The organism is Blautia sp. CAG:237 (assembly GCF_000436615.1).
Classification (GTDB): domain Bacteria; phylum Bacillota; class Clostridia; order Lachnospirales; family Lachnospiraceae; genus Blautia_A; species Blautia_A intestinihominis.
In genome coordinates, this window is sequence record NZ_FR886722.1 from 49,568 (window position 1) to 73,683 (window position 24,116).

General features: G+C 44.5%; 21 protein-coding genes. All 21 read right to left on the reverse strand.

The features are described from left to right. On the reverse strand, positions 1 to 465 hold a 465-nt coding region (locus QZL69_RS05915), incomplete at its 3' end, for a hypothetical protein (protein WP_330361749.1). Between the two features lie 95 nt (positions 466 to 560). Beyond that, complete coding sequence (gene rfbB / locus QZL69_RS05920) at positions 561 to 1,643, reverse strand: dTDP-glucose 4,6-dehydratase (protein WP_022214306.1); 1,083 nt, start codon at positions 1,641 to 1,643, stop codon at positions 561 to 563. Between the two features lie 60 nt (positions 1,644 to 1,703). Further along, positions 1,704 to 4,328, reverse strand: coding sequence for a L,D-transpeptidase family protein (locus QZL69_RS05925; RefSeq protein ID WP_022214307.1), 2,625 nt, complete (start codon positions 4,326 to 4,328; stop codon positions 1,704 to 1,706). A 29-nt stretch (positions 4,329 to 4,357) separates the two neighbouring features. Next, a complete protein-coding gene (locus tag QZL69_RS05930) occupies positions 4,358 to 4,621 on the reverse strand; it encodes an HPr family phosphocarrier protein (RefSeq protein ID WP_022214308.1) in 264 nt (87 codons plus the stop codon). Between the two features lie 18 nt (positions 4,622 to 4,639). Next, a complete protein-coding gene (locus QZL69_RS05935) occupies positions 4,640 to 5,920 on the reverse strand; it encodes a CdaR family protein (RefSeq protein WP_022214309.1) in 1,281 nt (426 codons plus the stop codon). After that, on the reverse strand, positions 5,898 to 6,785 hold the full coding sequence (gene cdaA / locus QZL69_RS05940; protein WP_022214310.1) for a diadenylate cyclase CdaA: 888 nt from the start codon (positions 6,783 to 6,785) through the stop codon (positions 5,898 to 5,900). Before cdaA ends, QZL69_RS05935 begins: the two co-directional genes overlap by 23 nt. A gap of 67 nt (positions 6,786 to 6,852) precedes the next feature. Further along, on the reverse strand, positions 6,853 to 7,965 hold the full coding sequence (locus QZL69_RS05945) for a hypothetical protein (protein ID WP_022214311.1): 1,113 nt from the start codon (positions 7,963 to 7,965) through the stop codon (positions 6,853 to 6,855). Next, complete coding sequence (locus QZL69_RS05950; protein ID WP_022214312.1) at positions 7,962 to 8,396, reverse strand: hypothetical protein; 435 nt, start codon at positions 8,394 to 8,396, stop codon at positions 7,962 to 7,964. The genes QZL69_RS05945 and QZL69_RS05950 overlap by 4 nt, the downstream gene beginning before the upstream one ends. A 119-nt stretch (positions 8,397 to 8,515) precedes the next feature. Beyond that, a complete protein-coding gene (locus QZL69_RS05955) occupies positions 8,516 to 9,211 on the reverse strand; it encodes a ComF family protein (RefSeq protein WP_173906871.1) in 696 nt (231 codons plus the stop codon). 29 nt (positions 9,212 to 9,240) lie between these two features. Further along, positions 9,241 to 11,475: an SF1B family DNA helicase RecD2 gene (gene recD2 / locus QZL69_RS05960; RefSeq protein ID WP_022214314.1), complete on the reverse strand. Its 2,235-nt coding sequence runs from the start codon at positions 11,473 to 11,475 to the stop codon at positions 9,241 to 9,243. Between the two features lie 100 nt (positions 11,476 to 11,575). After that, positions 11,576 to 12,565: a rod shape-determining protein gene (locus QZL69_RS05965; RefSeq protein ID WP_022214316.1), complete on the reverse strand. Its 990-nt coding sequence runs from the start codon at positions 12,563 to 12,565 to the stop codon at positions 11,576 to 11,578. Positions 12,566 to 12,588: 23 nt separating this feature from the next. Beyond that, positions 12,589 to 15,432 carry an excinuclease ABC subunit UvrA gene (gene uvrA / locus QZL69_RS05970; protein WP_022214317.1) on the reverse strand — a complete coding sequence of 948 codons (2,844 nt, stop codon included), beginning with the start codon at positions 15,430 to 15,432 and terminating at the stop codon, positions 12,589 to 12,591. A gap of 132 nt (positions 15,433 to 15,564) precedes the next feature. Beyond that, the gene (gene hemW / locus QZL69_RS05975) at positions 15,565 to 16,728 is read right to left on the reverse strand and encodes a radical SAM family heme chaperone HemW (protein WP_173906872.1); all 1,164 of its coding nucleotides are present in this window, start codon (positions 16,726 to 16,728) and stop codon (positions 15,565 to 15,567) included. Next, complete coding sequence (locus tag QZL69_RS05980; RefSeq protein ID WP_022214319.1) at positions 16,691 to 17,176, reverse strand: hypothetical protein; 486 nt, start codon at positions 17,174 to 17,176, stop codon at positions 16,691 to 16,693. Before QZL69_RS05980 ends, hemW begins: the two co-directional genes overlap by 38 nt. A 24-nt stretch (positions 17,177 to 17,200) precedes the next feature. Next, on the reverse strand, positions 17,201 to 19,009 hold the full coding sequence (lepA, locus tag QZL69_RS05985) for a translation elongation factor 4 (RefSeq protein WP_022214320.1): 1,809 nt from the start codon (positions 19,007 to 19,009) through the stop codon (positions 17,201 to 17,203). A 365-nt stretch (positions 19,010 to 19,374) separates the two neighbouring features. Continuing rightward, positions 19,375 to 20,109, reverse strand: coding sequence for a hypothetical protein (locus QZL69_RS05990; RefSeq protein WP_022214321.1), 735 nt, complete (start codon positions 20,107 to 20,109; stop codon positions 19,375 to 19,377). 117 nt (positions 20,110 to 20,226) lie between these two features. After that, complete coding sequence (locus QZL69_RS05995) at positions 20,227 to 21,285, reverse strand: hypothetical protein (protein WP_022214322.1); 1,059 nt, start codon at positions 21,283 to 21,285, stop codon at positions 20,227 to 20,229. A gap of 41 nt (positions 21,286 to 21,326) precedes the next feature. Continuing rightward, the gene (locus QZL69_RS06000; protein WP_022214323.1) at positions 21,327 to 21,569 is read right to left on the reverse strand and encodes a helix-turn-helix domain-containing protein; all 243 of its coding nucleotides are present in this window, start codon (positions 21,567 to 21,569) and stop codon (positions 21,327 to 21,329) included. A 115-nt stretch (positions 21,570 to 21,684) separates the two neighbouring features. Beyond that, the gene (locus tag QZL69_RS06005) at positions 21,685 to 22,695 is read right to left on the reverse strand and encodes a peptidoglycan-binding domain-containing protein (protein ID WP_022214324.1); all 1,011 of its coding nucleotides are present in this window, start codon (positions 22,693 to 22,695) and stop codon (positions 21,685 to 21,687) included. Next, on the reverse strand, positions 22,688 to 23,122 hold the full coding sequence (locus QZL69_RS06010; protein ID WP_022214325.1) for a phage holin family protein: 435 nt from the start codon (positions 23,120 to 23,122) through the stop codon (positions 22,688 to 22,690). The genes QZL69_RS06005 and QZL69_RS06010 overlap by 8 nt, the downstream gene beginning before the upstream one ends. An 84-nt stretch (positions 23,123 to 23,206) precedes the next feature. Further along, the gene (locus QZL69_RS06015) at positions 23,207 to 23,677 is read right to left on the reverse strand and encodes a hypothetical protein (protein WP_173907245.1); all 471 of its coding nucleotides are present in this window, start codon (positions 23,675 to 23,677) and stop codon (positions 23,207 to 23,209) included. Between the last annotated feature and the right edge of the window lie 439 nt (positions 23,678 to 24,116).

The following is a 24,116-nucleotide window of genomic DNA, read 5'->3' on the forward strand; positions in this document are numbered from 1 at the left end:
CGGATCTGTGACCTTGGTGATCGCTCTGCTGCCGGAACGATCTGTCGGTTTGACGATCACCGGGAAATGCTCCGGTTCCACGCTCTCGCCTTCTCCGACGCATGCAAAATACGGAACCGGGATCCCGGCTTTCTGGAAAGCGCTCCGCATGGCATATTTGTTGGTAGACTGCCTGATACATTCACTGCTGTTTCCCGGAAGTCCCAGTTTCTCTGCCAGATACTGTACCGTGATATTCGCAAGATCTGAGCCTATGGTAGCAACTGCATCCGGTTTGATCTTCCGGCATTCTTCCAGGATCGCATCCATCTCCACAATACTGATCTCATAAAAAAAATCCGCATCCTCCGCACCGGTTGCGCCCTCTCTCCAGGCGAATACGTGCGTTTCATATCCCATTTCTTTTGCTTTTTGAATCAGTGGCTTCTGAAAATCATTTGCCCCGATGATTACAATCTTTTTCATGATTATCCTTTCTAACATCAAAAAATGCCGCAAGCCTCAGAGACTCCTCCGATGCCTGCAGCATTTCCAGCCTCCGTCTGAATGATCGGAGCGTTTTATTTGGTTTTGTACATTTCGTTGTAATATTTCTGATAGTCACCACTGGTAACATTCTTCATCCAGTCCTCATGCTCAAAGAACCACTGGATCGTCAGGCGAATTCCATCCTCAAAACATGTCTCCGGATACCAGCCAACTTCTTCTTTGATCTTGTCCGGTGCGATCGCATAACGACGGTCATGACCCTTGCGGTCCTCTACGTAAGTGATCAGGTTTTCGCTTACGAGTTCTTTACGCGGATCTCCCTCCGGAAGCATTTCCTGAAGAGTATCAAGAATGATATGGATGATCTGGATATTCTGTTTCTCATTGTGTCCGCCGATGTTATATGTCTCGAACAGACGTCCCTTCTCCTGTACCATGTCGATTCCCTTGGCATGATCCATAACATAGAGCCAGTCGCGGACATTCTTGCCGTCACCATATACCGGAAGCTTCTTGCCCTGGAGCGCATTGTTGATGATCAGCGGGATCAGTTTCTCCGGGAACTGGTATGGTCCGTAGTTGTTACTGCAGTTTGTGATGTTTGCCGGGAATTTGTAGGTATCCATGTAGGATTTTACCAGCATATCAGAGGATGCCTTGCTTGCAGAGTACGGGCTGTGCGGATCATATGGAGTTGTCTCATAGAAAAAGCCGCCATCTTCCTCGAGGGAGCCGTATACTTCGTCTGTGGATACATGAAGGAATTTCTTGTCCGGTTTAAAGGTTCCATCCGGAAGTTCCCATGCAGATTTGGCTGCATTCAGCATGACCAGAGTACCAAGTACGTTTGTCTTGACAAAGACTTCCGGGTTACGGATGCTTCTGTCTACATGGCTCTCTGCTGCAAAATGAACGACACGGTCAATATCATTCTCATCAAAGATCTTCATGATAGCTTCGCTGTCGCAGATATCAGCCTTAACGAAAGTGTAGTTCTCTCTATTCTCAATGTCCTTGAGGTTCTCAAGGTTTCCTGCATACGTCAGCTTGTCTACATTGATGATACGGATCTCGTTGTCGTATTTCTGAAACATGTAATGAATGTAGTTGGAACCGATGAATCCGGCACCGCCTGTTACCAGGTATGTTCTCATATTTTCTTTTCCTCCTGAAAAACGCCCTCCCCCCAGGGGAGAGCGTTTATTTTGTTCTGATTATCTGTTTGCGTAATTCGGGTCTGTCGGGTCGAAAGTCTTGCTCCCTCTCAGTGGTGTAAGAGGTCTTCTTCCCAGAGGTCCCTTGTAGCATTCATCGGCACTGTATTTACCATCGAATACGCGGAGCTTGGAACCATTGCAGTTCTCATATACCCATTTCGCGTCTGCAACGCAGGCACGGATACATCCATGAGATGCAGGGCTTCCAAGTTTCAGATATTCGCTTGCCGGAAGGTTATTTCCATTCATCAGACCACTTGCTACGGAATGAACAAAGATTCCATTTACTACATGAGTACCATACTGTCCCCAGGATGGTCCCATCAGCGGCTGCCAGCGAAGAGATCTTGTCAGTGTGAAGGTTCCTGCTATAGTCAGTGATGTAGGATTACCTACGGAAACACGGATCGTCTTGATCGGATACTTCTTGCTGCTGTCTGTGTATACAGTCATAACACCGTTTGTACGGTCACATTCCAGATAATATCTGCTGCGCTTGAACTCGCTGGTTCTGTCATAAACACGGTTTCCGTATTTATTGAAACGATAGTTTACACCGTCAATCCATGCTGTGGTATTTGTATACCATTTACCTGTTGCCGGGTTGATATAACGTGCCAGGTTTCTGCTGGAATCGATGGTTACCCATCCTGTTGTAAATCTTCCTCTGCTGTCCAGCCATCCCTTGGTTCCTGCGCGGGTAGCACTTCTGTTTGTCAGTGCTGCACAATTGGAGAAGCAGAAGTAATACATCTTACCGTCACATCTGATTCTTCTCCATCCAGAAACCGGAAGAATACCATTGGATGCTGCATAATAATACTTATTATTATACTTGATCCAGGTTCCTTTATACATCTGACCACGATACTGTGTTGTGCTGGATCTCTGGAAGAAGTAGTATTTGCCATTTACCTTGGTAACACCACTTGCCATACGTCCGTCTTCGAGGAAGTATCTGGAACCACTCCATGCTTTCTGATAGTTGTTACCACCATTTGTAAACAGGAACCATCCGATAAATTTGTTGTTAACAACTACCTTCTGCATTCCCTTCTTTTCTTCTACACGTCCTGCAACGCTTCCGAAGTAGTAATATCTGCCGTACTTGGTAGAACCTGTTCCTGCAAGCTGTACCCAGCGATTTCTCCATGTTGCACGACGGCCGTTGGAAGTAAAGTAGTATCTATAGTTTCCAACCTTAACAAGACGGTTTGCATATGCAATACCTGAGCTGTTGGACATGTAATAATATCCATCAGCGCCTTTGACCTGTTTTCCTTTGATAAGATATCCGTTTGCATCAAGGAGATACAGCCTGGAGCTGTTATTCAGAACCTTGTATGCTCCGACACCTTTCTTTACATAACGTCCGTCACTTCCGAAGTAACGCCATCTGTTGTTGTTGATTCCAATCCAGGTATTTCTTGCCATCTTACCCGGAATATCCTTTGAACCGGATGCACTCTTGAACCAGTAAAGTCCTGATTTGCCATTGTATGTAGTGCTTTTTTCTCCTATGAACGGCACACCGGTGCTCTTGAGATAATAATAGTCACTGTCGATCTTGTAGATTCCCTCTTTTTTGGATTCCAGGACACCTGTCTTGTTAAAGTATGTGAATTTCTTTCCATCCCATACCCATTTATTTGTCTGCATCTGACCAAGTGCGGAGTTGTATGGAGCTACAACTTCACTGTAAGCACTGTTTACATCCGGTTTTGTGATCTCTACTTCATCTGCTGTTGCAAAATAATAGCGGTCATCTCCGTTGGTGCCTACAAGGCTTGTTCCTGTGATCAGATAGCCTTTCTCATCAAAAGCGTATTTTGCGGTGAAAACTGTATTTCCATCTCCATCCAGTGTGGTGATCTTTACCAGACCATCCGTTGCTGTGTAGTAAGATTTTGTTGTACTCACTGCATCTGTATCCGTATCTTCGGTAATTTCAGATACTTCTTCTGCTGCATCTGCTGTTTCCTCGACTGTTCCGGATACCTCCGCTGTTTCTCCATCTGTTTCAGATGTTTCTTCTGCTTCTCCTGCCACATCTGCCTCAACAGCCTCATCTGTTGAAACATCAGCATCTGCTGCATCGTCTGTCTGTACAGCATCTCCTGCTTCCTCTGCGGATGCTGTCTTGGTTCCACTGATTTTTTCAAGTTTCCATCTAAGCTGTCCACCAACAGTGATTGGCTCCCATCTGTGATAAGAAAGAACTGCCTCTGTGCTGCTTACTACATTCTCTCCTGTATAAGAAACTGCATCAGCTGTGCTGTCATCAACAACCTGGTCTGCTGATACTGCATCAGAAGTAAAATCTTCTTCTGGGCTGAAATCTACAACTACTTCATCCTCTGAATCAGCTGCATCTGCCACATCTGCTTCCGGTGTTGTCTCTGCATCATTCTGTTCTTCATCAGATACTTCACCGTCCTCTATTGTTACTGTAGAATCCTCTACACCCTGACTGTCCGCTGTTTCATCTGCAACAGATTCATCATTATCCTCTGCAGCTGTAATTTCCGCAGAAAAATCCGCTGCACTGGCAACTGTCGCTTCTGCTGCAGTAGCCATGCACATAGACAGACTCAGTAAAACTGCCACAACTCGTTTCTTCACAACTTCTCCTCCTTATTCTCATAACACCTTTATTCACCAAGACCATTGCTGATTGCACTGGTCAAAGCTTCCATTGCCGCCTGCTCATCAATGCCATCACAGATAAGTTCAATCTCATCTCCACATTTCACGCAGGCACCCAGAACGCTCAAAACGCTTTTGGCATTTGCGCTTCCTCCGCTAAAGAGAAATTCAATTCTGGATTCATACTTAATTGCTTCATTACACAAATTCCCTGCCGGGCGCAGATGCAGCCCTGACGGATTGCTGACTGTTATCTTCTGACTGATCATCTTCTGTATCTCCTGTAATTAATTACCTGTATCTGCTGTGGAAATTCTGGAAACTTCCACGCCTGTGGTAACTTCATCTACCAGTTCATATCCCTTCGGAACACTGACATTTACCGGAACTTCATAACTGCCCTCTTCCTTGCCATCCAGATCAATAGAAGCTTTGATTTCATCTTCTGTCAGATCATCCAGGCTTTCATCGGATTTCTTTATCCGGACTTCTATATTGGCGGTATCAAATGCCACCTGCATTCCATCCGGCTGGTTCTCAACAGTAATGTTCTTGGTTGGAACCTCACAGACATTGCTGCCTTCCGGCAGAATATTCACTCTGACAAAAACATCCTCACTGGAATCACTGGTCAGCTTCAGTCCTTCCGGCAAATAATCTGAAATATTGATCTTTGCCTCAAAATCACTGTCCCGACCTGAAATATCAACCGCATTTCCTGATACCCAGATTGTATTATTCTGATCCTTCAGGCTGTCCAGTGCCTCCTCACTTCCTGCGATACTGATCACATTCGGAGTCGTACTGACACTCTCCACCTGATATCCACTTGCCGGAGTACCTGTGTATTCCGCACTTATTTTAACATCAGTTTGAACTTTCCACAACCTTGCAGTCACATAAACTTTGGAAATATTAAGATAACCTGCATCTGTGTCGGAGAATTCCTCTCCATTCTTGTCAATGATCTTCACTTCTGTTTCCTGGGTCACATCCTCTGTTGCCCCGTCCACATCAATAGAAGCATTCACTTTATCTATTTTATTAATAAGAGACTTCGGTCCTGTAATCTTGATTTTCTCCGGATTGGAGGTCAGAGAACCTACCTCATATCTCTTGTCTGGTTTCGTATTATTGGTAGTAACATTTACCACAAATTCCTGTGTATCCTTATCTTCCAGATGGAGACTCAGATTATTCGGAGTTACCTCAATATTATTCGGTAAAACCTTCTCACAGGAAACCGTAATCGGCACCATCACAGGATCTGTATCCAGGCTTACTGCCTGCTGCAGATCTGCTGTTGCGCGAAGATCCGCGACTGTGAGCTTATCAAGGATCTTGCGCTGTGCCTTGATCGTCACACGGATCGGTGTCTGTTCACTGTCCTGTATACACATCTTACCGTCTGCATCAATATATGCCTCATTTAGAAGCTGTACATCTGAAACCACGAAAGACTTCGTCCCGATCGGATTGTCAATGTTTACAACCAGGAGCCATACGACTACTGCAATAATAAGAGACAGGATTTTCAGAGAGATATTATTTGCCACTTTTTTCTTCATGCTTCACTCTCCCCTTAAAAAATTGTCTCAGTTTATTGTTATCTACAATTTTCTTGTTCTGTGCCCTCTCAAGCACTTCACGGAGTTCAGTGCTGCTGACATTCCGCATCAGCCTTCCTCCCTCTGCCACGGAAACCTGACCGGTTTCCTCAGAAACAATGATCGTCACAGAATCTGTCACCTCACTGATTCCCACACCTGCACGGTGTCTCGTTCCAAGCTGCTTGCTCAGTTCCATATTATCTGAAAGCGGAAGATAACAGGTAGCCGCCACGATCCGGTTCTTTCTTACGATCACCGCCCCATCATGAAGTGGTGTATTGTGTTCAAAGATATTGATCAGAAGCTGGCTCGTCAGGATCGCATCTACATTAATACCTGTCCGGATATACTCATCCAGGCGGATCTCCTGCTCAATTACAATCAGTGCTCCTGTCTTGACTTCACCCATGTCGAAGCAGGCTTTGATCAGTTCGTTAACTGTTTTGTCTGCAAAACGTTCCTTGACTTCCTTGCCGGAATCAAACGGAATAATAGAAGCCATGATCTTCTTCTGTCCAAGCTGCTCCACAACCTTGCGGAGTTCCGGCTGGAAAATAACCACGATTGCCGTAATCAGTGCCCCCGCCAGCCTGGACACGATCCAGAGGATCGTATTCATCTTGAAGATATAAGCGATCACAAGAAAAGCGCCAATGACCAGAAGTCCTTTGAGCAGGGTATAAGCACGGGTAAATTTGATCCATACCATAAACTGATACACAAAAAATGAGATCAGAATAATTTCTATGATATCAATGATATTCATGGATGGTAAATTGATATCCGAAAGATACCTTCCCATTATACCCGTGATATTCTGCATAAACACGCTTTCCTCCTAGTCTTTTTATTTGTTGTTATATTCTGTCTGTTATAAATTACGGTTCTGATCACAGATCCTTCAGTGATTCTTCCAGTTTCTTTTCGAAATCGATGTCATCGAGATCTGCTTTCTCGATAGCAGCCGTATTTTCTGTCACATCCGGTTCTGCTTTTTCTTTTTCCGGAGGAACCGCTCCCTGGAACAATGGTGCAGAAAAATTCACTACACGCTCATTCTGTTTCCTGTCATCGCGTGCAGGCTCGCCGTTGATCTTCTTGATGCTTCTCTCAGAAGTTGCAACCAGCGCCTTCGGCACAGCCTTGACATAATAGTAATAATCATCATCCTCATATTCCAGACGCTCTGTTCTTGTATAATCGCCTCCGAACACAAAGAATTCAAGAACAATTCCAAGCAGAACTGCAACTACGGTAAAAATAACCTGTGATGCAACAGGAACAGAAAATCCAAAATACATGCTGCCTGCAAGCATAAGTACAAGATAGAGCACGCCGCCTGCAATGATTGCAATTCTCCATGCATAATCAAACTGTCTCGTACGGATCAGCTGGACTGCAAGAATCACAACAACAAATGTAAGCAGTGTCAGCCACATCTCACCATTCTTCATAATGCCATCTGAAAGAAGTGTCAGTTTGTCTACTATCTGCATATCAGCACTCATAAGTGCCTGGGACTGTACTCTCACATAGCGAACAAAATAGTAAATGATCACGCCACCGCCTGCCGGAAGTGCAGATACCGTTGAACTCAGAAGGCCGCATCCGATTGGCAGCAATGCCGGAAGATCAAATGCAAATGCCAGTGGCGTAAACACCATTACAATGTTCTTGCCTGCGCTGAATCTCAGAAACAGAATCAGCATGAAAAGAAGAAGCACCAGCAGGAAACCGGCAACTTCTATTCCGAGTGCATAACAGTGTGCCACCATCATCGCACATCCTGCAAAAACAATCATTCCTGTCGGAAGGACACTGCAGACAAGTGCCAGAATCAATACTACAAATATATTATCAAGAGCTTTCACATATCCCATGTTGCTGTTAATCCATATAAAATAAACCAGTGCCAGGATAAATTTCAAAAGAGGCATCACATACACTTCATACTGTGCAAATAAGCCTTTGATTTTCTGTTTAAATTCCAGTAATGCTGTCATTTCCGATAACCTCCCGCTGTTCCTCTGGCGGACATTTTCTTTTCTTCCCGCGCATAGATCTTATTCAGCTCTGTAAGCTGGCTGTAATATTCCCGTACACTCTTCTTTGCCTGATAATATTTCACGGAATACTGAATATACGTCAGAATAGAATACGCTGCAAGAACAATCACATAACCGATAATCAGATAGATTCCAAGTGTGACCAGATTCATTCTGTGAATATTCTCCAGAAGATATTCTCCAAAATATACCGCTACTGCCGCAACAATCAGCACATATCCGATCGTAACCAGGAAAAAATTCTTGATCAGTGCCAGCCCGATATAGTCACTTCTGTAATATCTGCTGACCGGAAGATGTTTCCTGCCCCTGCCCTGCTCATACATGGCAAGCTTTGTCATTATCTTAACTTTTTCTTCGTTGATCATAGTCTGCTCCTTACAAAACCGTATTTCTTTCCACCGGACAGAAATACTCATATAGATTAATTGTAACATATATCCATGACCATGAAAAGCCTTTTTTCACCGCCGATGCCCTGCTGTTATCATATCCAGCCCATGCAGAGAGTCACAAAAAACACTCTGTCTGCACCTGCTCCCTTAAGGACATGAGCCATTGCTTCTATCGTACTTCCTGTTGTGTACACGTCATCCATGACAAGTATACTGAGTCCGTCCATTCTCTCAGTAATCTGAAAGGCCTCTCTCAGATTCTGCTTTCTTTCAGCAGCACTCAGTTTTTTCTGCGACCGGGTATTCTTTGTCTTTCGTATGATCTGATCCGGTACCGGAATCTTCAGATTTCTTCCGACCCTGTCTGCAATGTCTGCCGCCTGGTTAAATCCTCTCTCCCGCTGCTTCCGCGGATACATAGGAACGGGAATGATCACCTCCGGATTCCATGCCCGGATGTCTCTTTCCATATATCTGCATATAGAAGCAGCATAGTATTCACCATATTCCCGGCTCCCATAATATTTGTAGTGAAGCAGCGACTGCCGCATTCTGTTATTATAGAGAAAAACGCCTCTCCCTCTGTCGAACTCTCTGTGCACTTTCCGACACTCCGGACAGAATTCCACCTCCGGCGCCACCGGTCTTCCGCATTTGAGACAATAATCCTTTATGATCGGATGCAGCTGGTTCTCACATGCCCGGCAGACAAGTATTCCCTTTTCAGTAAGGATCTGATGACAGACCGGGCAGCGTCTCGGATACAGGATATTCAAAAATTTCTCCAAGTAAGTCCTTTCTCCCCGATGAAGCACTCTTACTCTTCTGTCTCACAGATTCTCCGATCCAGTGAGCTGTATCTCTGCTGTTGTTTCTCATTCCGGATCATTTCCCGGAATGTCTCCTCACTGCCGACAACGGTTACGCACTTACGCGCCCTGGTAACAGCTGTATAAAGAAGATTTCTGTTCAGAAGCATCCTTGGTCCGGACAGAAGCGGAATTACAACTGCAGGATATTCAGACCCCTGCGATTTATGTATCGTGATCGCATAGGCAAGTTCCAGTTCGTCCAGCTGTTTGAAAGAATATTCTGCCCATCTGCCATCCTCAAATTCCACCTCGGCTGTCTCGGCAAAGTCATTGATCGTCCTGAGGATTCCGGTATCTCCATTAAATACACCAATACCTTTCTCAATTGGAATACCATACAGGCCCCGGATTTCCCATTCCATCTGGTAGTTATTCCGAATCTGCATGACTTTATCGCCCTCGCGGAAAAGTCCGTGTGCATTTTCTCTTTCTTTCTTTGATGCATCCGGCGGATTCAGGTATCTCTGGAGAATCTGATTCAGCCGTTCCACGCCAAGAAGTCCTTTCCTCATAGGAGTCAGGACCTGAATATCAAAAGGCTTCGCCTCTACATATTTCGGAAGTTTTTCCTGAATCAGTGCAATTACCACGCGAATGATAATGTCTGCATCATATCTCTTAAGAAAAAAGAAATCACGGCTCTTATTGTCAAGAACCACCTGTTCTCCCTTGTTGATCTTGTGTGCATTTACGACAATATCACTCTCTGATGCCTGCCGGAAAATCTTCTTAAGCTCTACTACCGGAAATGCCATGCTTCTGATAATGTCGCGAAGTACATTTCCCGGTCCCACGCTTGGAAGCTGATTCTCATCACCTACCAGAATCAGTCTCGTCCCTGCAATGATTGCCTGGAGAAGTGAATGTATCAGCTGAATATCCACCATCGACATCTCATCAATGATAATGACATCTGCTTCCAGAGGGTTCTCCGCATTTCTCTCAAAATGAACTGCCTGACCACTCTTATTGTCATCCTCAGGCATTCCGGATAATTCCAGGAGTCTGTGAATTGTCTGTGCCTCGTAGCCGGTCGCCTCTGTCATTCGTTTGGCCGCTCTTCCTGTCGGTGCAGCAAGCCGGATCTCTGCTCCCTCTCCCTCAAAATACTGGATGATCGCATTGATCGTGGTTGTTTTTCCTGTTCCGGGACCTCCTGTCAGAACAAACAGACCATGACATGCCGCCTCTGTGACAGCTTTTTTCTGCATTTCATCCAGAACAGTGTCTGTTTCCTTTTCAATCTGTGCGATTCTCCTGTTGATCATCTCTGGATCTTCCGGATAGAGAATATCCAGTTCCTTAAGCATTCTTGCTGTGTTAAGTTCCAGATAATAGTACATGGTCGGATAGACCAGGACCACTCCGTTCTCTTCTTTCTGCACCAGCTTGCGGTCTACAGAAAGATCCATCAGATGTTTTTCCATATAGGAAGGATCCACCCCCAGAAGTTCCGAAGCCCTCTGGAACAGTTCTTCCTTTGGAAGATATACATGTCCGTCTCCTGATGCCTGCAAAAGAGTATACATCATCCCGCTTCGGATTCTGTAATCTGAATCTGTATGGATTCCAATCCTGTAAGCGATCTCGTCCGCAATCTTGAAACCAATACCACTGATATCATCTGCAAGCCGGTAAGGATTTTCCTGAAGTACACTGTAGACTGTTTCTCCATATTTCTGATAGATTTTGGCTCCGAGATTCAGAGAAATCCCATATTTCTGCAAAAACATCATTGCTTTTCGCATGTCAGCCTTCTCAGAAACCTGCGCTGCAATTTCTCTCGCCTTTTTTTCACTGATCCCCTTGACCTCTGCCAGCCGTTCCGGCTCTTCCTCCACGATCCGAAGCGTCTCACGCCCAAAACGTCTCACAATCCTTGCCGCCAGTGCCGCACCGATGCCTTTGATCGCGCCTGATCCCAGATAACGTTCCATTGCCATGGCATCTTCCGGCATTTTTTCGGTAAGAGTTGCTGCCTGAAACTGTTTTCCATAGACCGGATGCTGGATATAATTTCCGGTAAGTTCCACGGAAGCCCCCATCGTAATCACCGGAAATGATCCGACACAGGTCAGTTCTTCCTCATCTTCTACGCCCTTTAATATCATTACGGTATATCCGTTTTCTTCGTTTCGAAAAATCACATGATCGATATACCCTGTCACGCTTTCACTCATAGTTCCTCTCTTCTGCTTCTCAGAATTCCGTACAGCAAAACCAGGACATCCAAAGTAAACTTCAGATATTCCTGGTTTCTGTGTTCACGGATCTCTGCGGTCATTCTTCCATTCTCGCCATGATCTCTGCATATTTTCCAGTTCCAACAGCTACTACATTCACTGCATTCTGTACCGTCAGTGTATTTACCCCTGTTCTCTGTTCGATCAGAGTGTCCATTCCACTCAACATTGCGCCGCCTCCTGCAAGAACAATTCCACGGTCCACGATATCTGCTGCAAGTTCCGGCGGTGTCTTTTCCAAAACACCATGAACGGTCTCTACGATCTGATTTGTGGCATCCTTAAGTGCCACACGGATTTCCTCCGAAGTCAGCTTGATGGTCTTTGGAAGACCCGTCAGGATATTTCGTCCCTTGACTTCCATCACTCTCGGATTTGCTTCCTCAATCGCGGTACCGATCTTGATCTTGATCGTCTCGGCAGTGTCCTCTCCAATAAAAAGTCCATGTGTCCGGCGTATGTAGCTCATGATCGCCTGATCAAACGTATCCCCTGCTACCTTGATCGTAGAAGAGACGACAACACCGCCCAGGGAAATCACTGCCACATCTGTCGTTCCGCCTCCGATATCCACGATCAGATTTCCAAATGGTTTCGTGATGTCCACACCGGCGCCGATTGCTGCTGCGATCGGTTCTTCGACCAGAAAAACTTCCCGTGCGCCAGCCTGGAAGGTTGCTTCCTCCACTGCCCGGCGCTCGATCTCCGTGATCCCGCTTGGCACACAGATGCTGATGCGGGGTTTGCGAAAAGCTCTTCGTCCCATTGCTTTCGGGATAAAATATTTGAGCATTTTTTCCATTACAATGAAATCCGTGATCACGCCCTGGCGGATCGGACGGATCACCTCTATATTAGAAGAGGCATGTCCCGCCACTTGCTTTGCTTCCTCGCCAATTGCTTTGATCTTTTCTGTATCCTTGTCATATACTACCACCGTCGGCTCCTTGAGGATCAGACCTTTGCCGGTGGAATAAACCAGACAACTGCTGGTTCCCATATCGATTCCAATATCATTTGCAGGCATAATAGCCTCCTTCCCAATTTTCTCTATTGCTGCAGGTATTTCTTCACATACTGGCCCGTGTAGGATTCCGGGCACTCTGCGATCTGTTCCGGTGTTCCTGTTGCGATCACCGTACCTCCACGGTCACCGCCTTCCGGTCCCATATCTATAATATAATCTGCTGTCTTGATGACGTCCAGGTTATGCTCGATGACTACAACGGTATTTCCGCCGTCTGTCAGACGCTTCAGGATCTCAACCAGCTTGTGTACATCCGCGAAATGAAGTCCTGTCGTCGGCTCATCCAGAATGTAGATCGTCCTTCCGGTGCTTCGTTTGCTGAGTTCTGTCGCAAGCTTGATCCTCTGCGCCTCGCCGCCGGAAAGTTCAGTGGACGGCTGACCAAGACGGATATAGGAAAGTCCTACATCGTACAGTGTCTGGATCTTACGGCGGATAGATGGAACGTTTTCAAAAAATCCCAGTGCTTCCTCGACTGTCATATTCAGGACATCGTAAATACTTTTGTCTTTGTATTTCACTTCCAGCGTTTCTCTGTTATAACGTTTACCCTTGCACACTTCACATGGAACATAGACATCTGCCAGGAAATGCATCTCGATCTTGATGATTCCGTCACCGCTGCATGCCTCACAGCGTCCGCCCTTGACGTTAAAACTGAAACGTCCCTTCTTGTAACCTCTTGCCTTCGCATCTGCAGTCGCGGCAAAAAGATCTCGGATCTGGTCAAAAACGCCTGTATACGTTGCCGGATTGGACCTCGGTGTACGTCCGATCGGCGACTGATCGATATTGATGACCTTATCAAGCTGGTCAAGTCCCTGGATTTCCTTATGTTTGCCCGGGATAGTCCGCGCACGGTTCAGGTCTCTTGCCAGAGTCTTGTACAGTACTTCGTTGATCAGGGAGCTCTTGCCGGAACCGCTGACTCCCGTAACACTCGTCATAACGCCCAGTGGGATATCCACATTGACCTGCTTGAGATTATTCTCCGCTGCTCCGCGGATCTTAAGCCATCCTGTCGGCTGTTTGCGCTCCGTCGGCACCGGAATCTTGATCCTGCCACTTAAATATGCGCCTGTGACAGAATCCGGATTCTGCATCAGTGTCTCTGCTGTTCCGATCTCGACAAGTTTTCCACCGTGTTCGCCTGCCCCCGGTCCGATATCCACAACACAGTCCGCAGCACGCATGGTATCCTCGTCATGTTCCACCACGATCAGGCTGTTCCCCAGATCACGGAGGCGCATCAGTGCCCTCAGCAGTTTGTCATTATCTCTCTGATGAAGTCCAATACTCGGCTCATCCAGGATATAGGCAACTCCGACCAGCCCGGAGCCGATCTGTGTCGCAAGACGGATCCTCTGCGCTTCCCCGCCGGAAAGTGTCGCGGTCGCACGGCTTAAAGAAAGATAATCCAGACCTACTTCTGCAAGGAACCCAACTCTCGCACGGATTTCTTTGAGGATCTGCTTTCCGATCAGCTCCTGCTGGCTGGAAAGCTTCAGGTCTTTCAGGAAATCACACAGCCTCTCTATGGAGAGCGCTGTTATCTCATAAATATTCTTATCTCCGACTGTGACAGCAAGTGATTCTTTCTTCAGTCGCTGTCCCTTACAGGTCTTACATGGGGTGATGCGCATAAAGGATTCATATTCCTGCTTCATTGCGTCAGAACCTGTTTCTTTGTATCGCTGCTCCACGTTCTTGATAAGTCCCGGGAATGTGATGTCATAGATTCCCTCTCCACGCTGTCCTTTGTAGTAGACCTTGACAGAGTGTCCATTGGTTCCGTGGATCAGAATGTTCTTGATTTCTTCCGGATAATCCTGAAATGGAGTATCCAGACTGAAATGGTATTCATTTGCCAGTGCATCCAGGATCGCTCTTGTAAAACTTCCCTTGTCTGTGCAGGACTGCCATCCCATCACAGTAATGGCTCCCTCTGAAATGCTTAAGGATTTGTCCGGTATCATCAGGTCGACATCGAACTCCATCTTGTATCCCAGACCGAAACAGTCCGGGCAGGCTCCAAACGGATTGTTGAAAGAAAAACTTCTCGGCTCGATCTCATCAATACTGATCTGACAGTCCGGGCAGGAAAAACTCTGGCTGAAATTTATGATATTTCCATCCATCGTGTCCACCATCAAAAGTCCGTCTGCAAGATCAAGGACAGTCTCGATGGAATCTGACAGTCGTTTCTCAATGCCTGGTTTAACTACCAGACGGTCTACTACAATCTCGATATTGTGTTTGATGTTCTTGTCCAGTTTGATCTCTTCGGAAAGTTCATACATGTTTCCGTCGATCAGGACGCGGACATATCCGCTTCGCTTCGCCTGATCCAGAAGTTTCGCATGGGTTCCCTTGCGTCCCCGGACTACCGGTGCAAGAAGCTGGATCTTGGTCCTCTCCGGCAGTGACATGATGTGGTCTACCATCTGGTCTACAGTCTGTTTCTTGATCTCTTTGCCACACTTCGGGCAATGCGGAATTCCGATTCTTGCATACAGAAGACGGAAGTAATCGTAGATCTCAGTTACTGTTCCTACGGTAGATCGCGGGTTTCTGTTTGTAGATTTCTGATCAATGGAGATTGCAGGCGGCAGTCCCTCGATCGACTCCACGTCTGGTTTCTCCATCTGTCCCAGAAACTGTCTCGCATAAGAAGACAGAGACTCCATATAGCGTCTCTGTCCTTCCGCATAAATGGTATCAAAAGCCAGAGAAGACTTGCCGGAACCACTGACTCCTGTCAGTACTACAAATTCATCTCTTGGGATATCTACGCTCAGATTCTTGAGGTTATTTACATTCGCACCCCGAATCCGGATAAATTTCTTCTCAGTTGTATGTTCCGCCATAATTTCTTATGCTCCTCTGCTTTCTCATTATATCTAATTTGCACTGTTTCTCTGTAGTATTACTGTTCTCAGTAACTCTACTATTGATTCTGTATTACTGTTTGCTCCGGGAGTTCCAGCTCTCCTCCTGTTTCACTCATCCAGCAGAAAATCTGCCAGGACTGGATTGCTCACATGGATTCCTTTCCTTGTAAATCGCCAGAACTCGCCTGTATGTTCCAGCAGATCCATCTCTTTATATTTTGCCAGAACAGAGCCATAAATATCCTCTATCCTGCATCCAAAATTTCTCTCAAACTGTCTTTCTGAGATTCCCTCTGTCATACGCAGTCCCAGGAACATGAATTCTTCTATTTCGTTGTTTCTGGAAAGCGTTGTAACATCCTCCCGGATCTTCTCCGGTTCTGTGCTGTCTGCCAGATATGTCTGCATATCTCTGGTATTGCTGAAACGCTTTCCCTGAAATAATGATGCCGCTCCCAGACCGGCCCCCAGATATTCTGTGCGCTGCCAGTAACCCTTGTTGTGTCTGCACTCGAAGCCGTCACGGGCATAATTGGATATCTCATATTGATGGAATCCATATTTTCTCAGGATTTCCGCGGTGTCCTCGTACATCTGGTATTCTTCATCTTCTGTTGGAAGGATCAGTTTCTTCTGTGCGAAAGGTGTTCCCTCCTCGATGATCAGACTGTAGGCCGAAATGTGCTCCGGTGAAAGTTCTGCGATGGTTTCCAGATTGTGCTTCCAGTTCTCGCAGGTCTGCCCCGGTATTGCAAACATCAGGTCTACATTGATGTTGGAAAATCCAGCTTTCCTCGCCCAGTGATAACTCTGGAGAAATTCTTCGTAGGTGTGGATCCTTCCGAGCATGTCAAGTTCCTGCTGCACCGTGGACTGAAGTCCAAAACTTATTCGATTGATACCGGCTTCGTGGCAAAGTTTCAACTGCTCCAGACTGACTGTTCCCGGATTTGCCTCCATTGTGATCTCTGTATCTTCACTCAGAATAAATGCCTGTTTTATCTCATCCATGATCCGGCAAAGCTGCTCTCCACTGAGCACAGATGGAGTTCCGCCGCCGATGAATATAGAAACGACCTCATATACTTTTTTCTGTGAGATGCTTCTTATCTCCCTGCACAACGCATCTACATAGTCGTCCCGTGTCTTCTGGTCTGACGGTCCGGAAAGGAAATCACAGTACTGGCATTTGCGGACGCAGAACGGAATGTGCACATATAACTCCAGCGGAATCTTAGTATTCCTCACTGTAATCTTCCTCACTGTCGTCATATTCTGAATCATCCTGGCTGCTGTCATCTTCTGAATAATCTTGGCTGTCTCCGCTGTCGGAAGAATCGCCCTCTGTATCAGAAGACATATTTGCATCCGCAGATGTGCTGTTGTCTGACAAACTGGAATTATCTGCTGTCGAAGCATTATCTGACGTAGTACTGTCTGACACAACCGCAGCTCCACTTGCTGTATTGGCAGATGTAGATCCGGCATTCTCATCAAGATAGCTGTTTACCATCGTTACGCCACCACTTGAAACAACTGCTGCAGAATTTACCTGCTCCGGTGCAGTCGTAGGCGTTGGCTCCGGTGTGATGCTGATCTTGATAACTTCTTCTGTTTCCGGATCTGCTGCTTTCTTCTTGCCGCATCCGCAGCCCGCCAGAAGTGTACACATCAGAAGGACTGCACCTGTCAGCAATAAACGTGATCTTGTTTTTTTCATTATTATCCTCCGATTCCCGAACGATTATTTATCGTCCAGCTTCAGGACACTCATAAACGCTTTCTGTGGGATTTCTACGTTTCCTACCTGGCGCATACGCTTCTTACCTTCCTTCTGTTTCTCCAGAAGTTTCTTCTTACGGGAAATATCACCACCGTAACATTTGGCAAGTACGTCCTTACGCATGGCACGGACAGTCTCTCTGGCGATAACCTTGCTTCCGATCGCAGCCTGGATCGGGATCTCGAATAACTGTCTCGGAATTTCTTCTTTGAGTTTCTCGCACATCTTACGTCCTCGCTCGTAGGCAGTATCTGCATGTACGATGAAGGAAAGGGCATCGACTTCTTCCTTATTAACAAGGATATCCAGTTTGACCAGATCACTGCGCTCGTAACCGCAGAGCTCGTAATCGAGGGAAGCATATCCTCTGGAACGGGATTTGAGTGCATCGAAGAAATCATAGATGATCTCATTCAGAGGCAGTTTGTATTTCAGAAGTGCTCTCGTCTCTTCCATATATTCCATTCCGATGTACTGGCCACGGCGTTCCTGACAGAGATCCATGATTGCGCCGATAAACTCGGTTGTTACCATGATCTCGGCATTTACCATCGGCTCTTCCATGTATTCGATCTCTGACGGATCCGGGAGATTGGATGGGTTGGTCAGTTCGATCATATCGCCGTTTGTCTTGTAAACCTTGTAGATAACACCCGGTGCTGTCGTTACCAGATCCAGATTGTACTCTCTCTCCAGACGCTCCTGAATGATCTCCAGATGAAGAAGACCAAGGAAACCACAGCGGAAACCAAAGCCCAGTGCCACAGATGTCTCTGGTTCGAAGAACAGGGAAGCATCGTTTAACTGCAGCTTCTCAAGTGCATCTCTCAGATCGCCGTACTTGGCACCATCTGCCGGATAAAGTCCGCAGTAAACCATCGGCTGTACTTTCTTATATCCTGGAAGTGCTTCTGCACACGGTCTCTCATTATCCGTTACTGTATCACCGACTCTGGTATCTCCGAGGTTCTTGATACTTGCTGTAATGTATCCAACCATGCCTGCTGTCAGCTCGTCACATGGAATGAACTGACCTGCGCCAAAATAACCTACCTCTACAACTTCTGTCGTAAATCCTGTCGCCATCATGCGGATCTGTGTTCCTTTCTTTACACGGCCATCCAGCACACGGCAGAATACGATAACGCCCTTGTATGCATCATAAATGGAGTCAAAGATCAACGCTTTGAGCGGTGCATCCACATCACCGTTCGGTGCAGGGATCTTCGTAACGATCTGCTCCAGAACTTCCTCTACATTCAGTCCTGTCTTGGCTGAGATCCTCGGTGCATCGTGTGCCTCGATTCCGATCACGTCCTCGATCTCATTGACAACTCGATCCGGCTCTGCGCTCGGAAGATCGATCTTGTTGATGACCGGAAGGACATCCAGATCATGATCCAGTGCAAGATATACGTTCGCCAGTGTCTGTGCCTCGATTCCCTGTGCCGCATCCACGACAAGAATTGCGCCGTCACAGGCTGCAAGGCTTCGGGAAACCTCATAGTTAAAATCGACATGTCCTGGGGTATCGATCAGGTTGAAGATATATTCCTCCCCGTCACTCGCCTTGTACACGATACGGACTGCCTGGGATTTGATCGTGATACCACGCTCCCTCTCCAGTTCCATATTGTCAAGGACCTGAGACTGCATCTCACGCTCAGTCAGCGTACCAGTCATCTCGATAATTCGGTCAGCAAGCGTAGACTTGCCATGGTCTATATGTGCAATGATACAAAAATTACGGATTTTGCTCTGATCTATCATTCTTGGATGTGCTCCCTTCTATATATATGTGCTTCACGAAAATTCTCTATATCGTGGGTCATTATAGCATAGCCATTCGCGTTTCGTCCAGCCATTTAGCCCCTTATTCCCGCTCTGTTTCTATATTATTTCCATCTACCCAGCGCCACCTAAGTTCCGACGCGCAAATTGAAATTCCCCTGTAATCTGGAAATTCTTCTTTTGATATGCCATCACAGTCACACCAGAATATTTTGCCGTCCTCCAATATCAGAGTTACTCCAAGGATTTCACAGGTATATTCTTCATCATACGGAAACAATTTCAGATACTCAATGCCCGAGAATTCCAGTTCGACTATATTTTTCCCTCGATTTATGGATTTGCTATTGTATATATCGGACACCACAGATTTCGTACAGAACGTATGTAGACCCTATATTTATTTCTTCTTTTCTACAATACATGACTTTCTTATAGATGTTATTAGTTTTGGTTGTCTTTACAGTATAGTATGTCCTGAAAAAAATCCTGTTTTCCTTTGTTATCTCACAATTTCCCAGTTTATATTGTTTCGGCAGTTTTTCACCGATGTTACACCAACCTATATGATATCGAAAATTTTTCCATGTCAGACGTTTGAGCCTTCTATGCACTGTACGAAACCCAGAAATATATTCCAGACATATAACAGGCACAATGCCATAAAACATTATAAGTGCCGGAGTGCCTTCAATATCTTTACTGAAGATGCATTCAATCCATAACAAAAGCGTCGCCGCCCCCAAACAGCATACCAATATCCAGACATCAATTACATTTGCCCTGCTAACAGGAATTACATTACCTTTATACAGTACTTTGTTACAGGTAGATGATGTTCTTAGCTGATCTGGCAAATAATATTCGCCCAGTTGAACATACTCTCGATGAATTCGCCTCACCCCATACAGTCCGCCAGAAAAGAAAAACAATATAAGACACTGTTCACTCAACACGTAGAGTTTTAACACCCAAAAAGCACCACACAACAGCAGACAAATCGTGGTTACCTTACTGTTCCTGTCAAACAATTCCTTATACAGTTCTTCGTATTTCCTGGCCTTTTCTAACTGTTTCATACATTCTCCTTATCCATTCTTTATTAAGTATACTACACTTCCATTTTTCGAACAAGTGTTTTCTTTGGGTGAATATAGAAAAATCAGAGGCAGCAAAAAGTCGCCTCCGATTTATGCTCATTCTTCTTCCCTTGTAGTACTCAATCCCAGGATAGAACTGACTTCTTCTTTCATTTCATCATATTCTTTCTTACCACGCCACTTTGAATATAACGGTAAAATCTGAACCTGCGGTTCTTCCTGATGCAGGATAACTACTGGAAGTCTGTATCTTCCCTGTTCTCCATCTTTTTGGTCAACGTAGCATAGGCTTAATAAATGTCTCCTCAGTTCCCGGTTTGCATTTTCTATGCACAAGATTGCAATAACTTTTACTTTTTGTTTTTCCGCACTCAGTTCCTGTTTCCAGAAATGTGCAAAAAATTCATTTAATATCTGCATGTTTTCTTCGGAATATTTCTGCATCTGCCCCAACTGTAAAATCTCAACAGACTTCTCCGTTTTCTTCCAGTAAATTATAGAGTGCACTTCCTTTTTGCTATATGCTCCTGCAAAAATATATTGCTGCGAAGTACATTCTTGCTCTATTTTGTTCTTAATCTCTTCAAACGGCACACGATAATAATAATACGAACTTGCAAATTGAGGATTTCTGGAATATTCCGCTATATTGCTGAAAGGTTTCCATATATGATCCGGTCCCTCTGTGTAACGAAAAGCCTCATTGTAATACCATTTATAATACAGAGCATAATAACACCAGACCACTTCAACAACCACAAAACAGCCTCCAAATATATAGTCACATATTTTCCAGATATTTGCATTCATATATATTTTGCATATAAACGCTATTGCCCAAATCCCACATAACGCAGTTTCACAGTAAAATTTCCCTTTAAGATTCGATAATATATTCTTATCTGATGCGTTTTTCCTGAAAAATCCAGCCACATAAAGAGGATTTACTTCACTTATACAATCTGCCCATCGATACTTCATTTCTCTGCCAATGTGTATTTTGTGTCTTCCAATCGGACACAAACAAAAGAATGAAAAAAGTGCACCTATCAATGAAACCGGGGCATCACAAAACAATATTGCTGATGCCAAAAAATATACATAAAAAAAAGCAATGGCAAATATAATCATTCCTACGCTTACCAGAATTTCCATCTTTTGTGCTCCCAATCAATATCTATTGACCCAAACTGTATTTATACAAAATATTCCTGCTGCCCAATTCCAAGGATGATATTCACCGGTACCTGCAGAACCTCTGACATCTTGATCAGAAGTTCTGCATCAATCTTTGTCATGCCATTCTCTATCCGGGATATTGTGATAACAGATACATCCAGTTTCTCCGCAAATTCTGACTGACTTCCCACTCTTCTCTTCCGCAATGTACGTATGCGATTCCCCATTTCTATACGCTTACTGTCAAACACACACTTCATAAAAAAAGCACCTCCTTCGTCTGATAGCTCTTAATGCAATTATACGAACATTAGTTCTTATTTGCAAGTCTTTTTTCATAACTGGCACTTTTCACAAAAATGAGAAAATTTCAGTTCAGTCCGTTTTATTACCCATAATGCCAAACAAAGCCGTCCAGGTCTCTTTTCCAACCTCTCCGTCCGGATCAAGCCCATACTTCATCTGAAATGTTTTTGTTGATTTTTTCATTTCCGTGCCAAACTGTGCATCAATATTTCCCATATACATACCTTCTGCTGCTAGAATTCCCTCTGCTATCGCTGTAAGCGTACCGGAACTTCCGAACGACAGCACTATTGTCCTGGCAGTATTCATGCATTCAGAATCAAAGAGTTCTCCATCAAGAGACAATTTTCCACCATATAAACGATTTACTACATCTTTCCACACAGTCAGCGAGGCTTTCCTCGTTCTGCTTCCATACTGCCCGTCTAAAGTCAAAATGCTGCCACAGTATTTTTTCAGCAGCGTTCCATACCAGTAATTCAGCCATTCCTGATATTCCTTTACACGCAAATTTTCCTGTTTCGTGTCTGCCTGATCTTCTGAAATCGTAGTATTGTCCTCTTTATAATCTATCAGGCAATACCCTTTTATTGATGAATCTCCGATCTGATATTTCTTGGTTTTTACAGTACCGCCGTTACTGTCGCCATATAGTGCAGAAGTATTTCCTTCATTCGTATAAACATATCCATTCCTGACATCAATTACCCGTCCTATATGCGAATGTCGAAATACTATCAGTGAGCCAATTCCGGGACTTCTGGAAATTTTTCCTTTTCTCTCAAATGCATCATAGATCTCAAAACAGTTATAGGCACGATAACTGTTTCTGCTCATGCAAAAATGTTTTAATGCTGTCTCTACTCCAAATATCCTGGCTTCCAGCCAGAACTGATACGTCGCACACCAGGGTTGTCCCTGACATCCATCCAGTCCCCAGTTATTTACATCTCTTGCATATTTTGTATAGTTATTATATCCGGCATTCCCATGTGGATCATCCAGCATCGCAGCTGATGCTTTTTCCTGATACCCAATCTGCTGTTCTGCCAGTTTTAACAGTTCTTTCAGTCTAGCCATTTTCCTTCATCTTACTTTCTGCTGATGTTTTCAGGACATCCACTGCTCTTTTAATTCCTTCCGGAAGCGGAATGCCCATCAGTCCTGCATTTTCTACAATGGACAACGTTTCATTCGCGATAAATCCAACGCAGACCACATCCCGTGCATAATCAATTCCAAGAAGACTGTCCAATTGTGCTGCTATCAGCACATAAAATAATGTCATCGCCTTATGACAAAGTCCTTTCCATCCGGCTCTGCTTTCCAGTGCTCCGTTTGGGGACTTTGGACTTCTGCCAAATACTACCGGCAGAAGAATGCCACCTGTGATCCAGTCCACAATCATAAAAATCACCAACGTCTGTAAAGCTTTATCCCATCCGCCAAACAATGCAGCAAATGTACCACCCGCCAGTGCTGTGGCTGTAAAAATTTTATATTTCATGTTCCTTCACCTCATCTTTCGTATAAAATTCTCTTAAAAAAAGGTATAAAAATGGAAGCGGCAGGGAAACCGCCTCCGATTTTATCAACAATCATCTAATGGAATAAATTTTAATATTTCCATAAATTCTGTTTTCATTTCCTGATATTGCATATCCTGTACATTGTTTTTCATTTTTGGCATATATATCATATATTCATCTAATACAACTCCTATTAAAAAGCAATCTTCCTGACCTGCTTTTATTGATTTGCAAAAGATATTTTCAAATGTTTCAGATTTTTTTTGAACGCATATGACATACATAAGATAAGGATTTCCTAATGGTAGGTCACCTTTTCTCAAACCACTTCGGATTTTTTTGTACAAAAACTTGTTTAATTGTTCTATATATGTATTACTCAATATATCTACATACATCTGCACAAATATCCTGATTTTTTCCTGCTCTCTGTCTTCTTCAATTAGCATATGCACATTTTCTTTTAATTCACCTACACTTTCCCTATACTCCCAGCTACTTCCTCTGAATTGATTCCTAAAGCATTTTTCCACTCTATAAATCCATTCTCTGTACGAAAGTTCTCTCGGATAGACCAATATCTCATATCCATCTTCTTGTTTTTCTCCCGGAATTATAATTTTTTTACGACATATTTTTTTCAGCTTTTCGCTTCTAGTGTTATTAATAACTCTAGTATAAATATGTTAAAAACACCAAATTCACACAACTATTAACGCAAATCCAAACTGTAATTGCGATATAAATCCGTAATCTAGCATCTTCGTTCATGCCAAATATTCCATTCATATCTATATAACGAATATAAAAACCATTTAACAAGTTCAAGCATATCACACTAATCTGTATAATTGACACAATTTGGCAAAAATAAAAACCTTTCAAATTTGCAATGTCATTAACTTAAAAGCAGAAGATATTTATTCCTAAAAGGATTAGATATCTTCTGCTTTTTTTGATATGCTTATATTG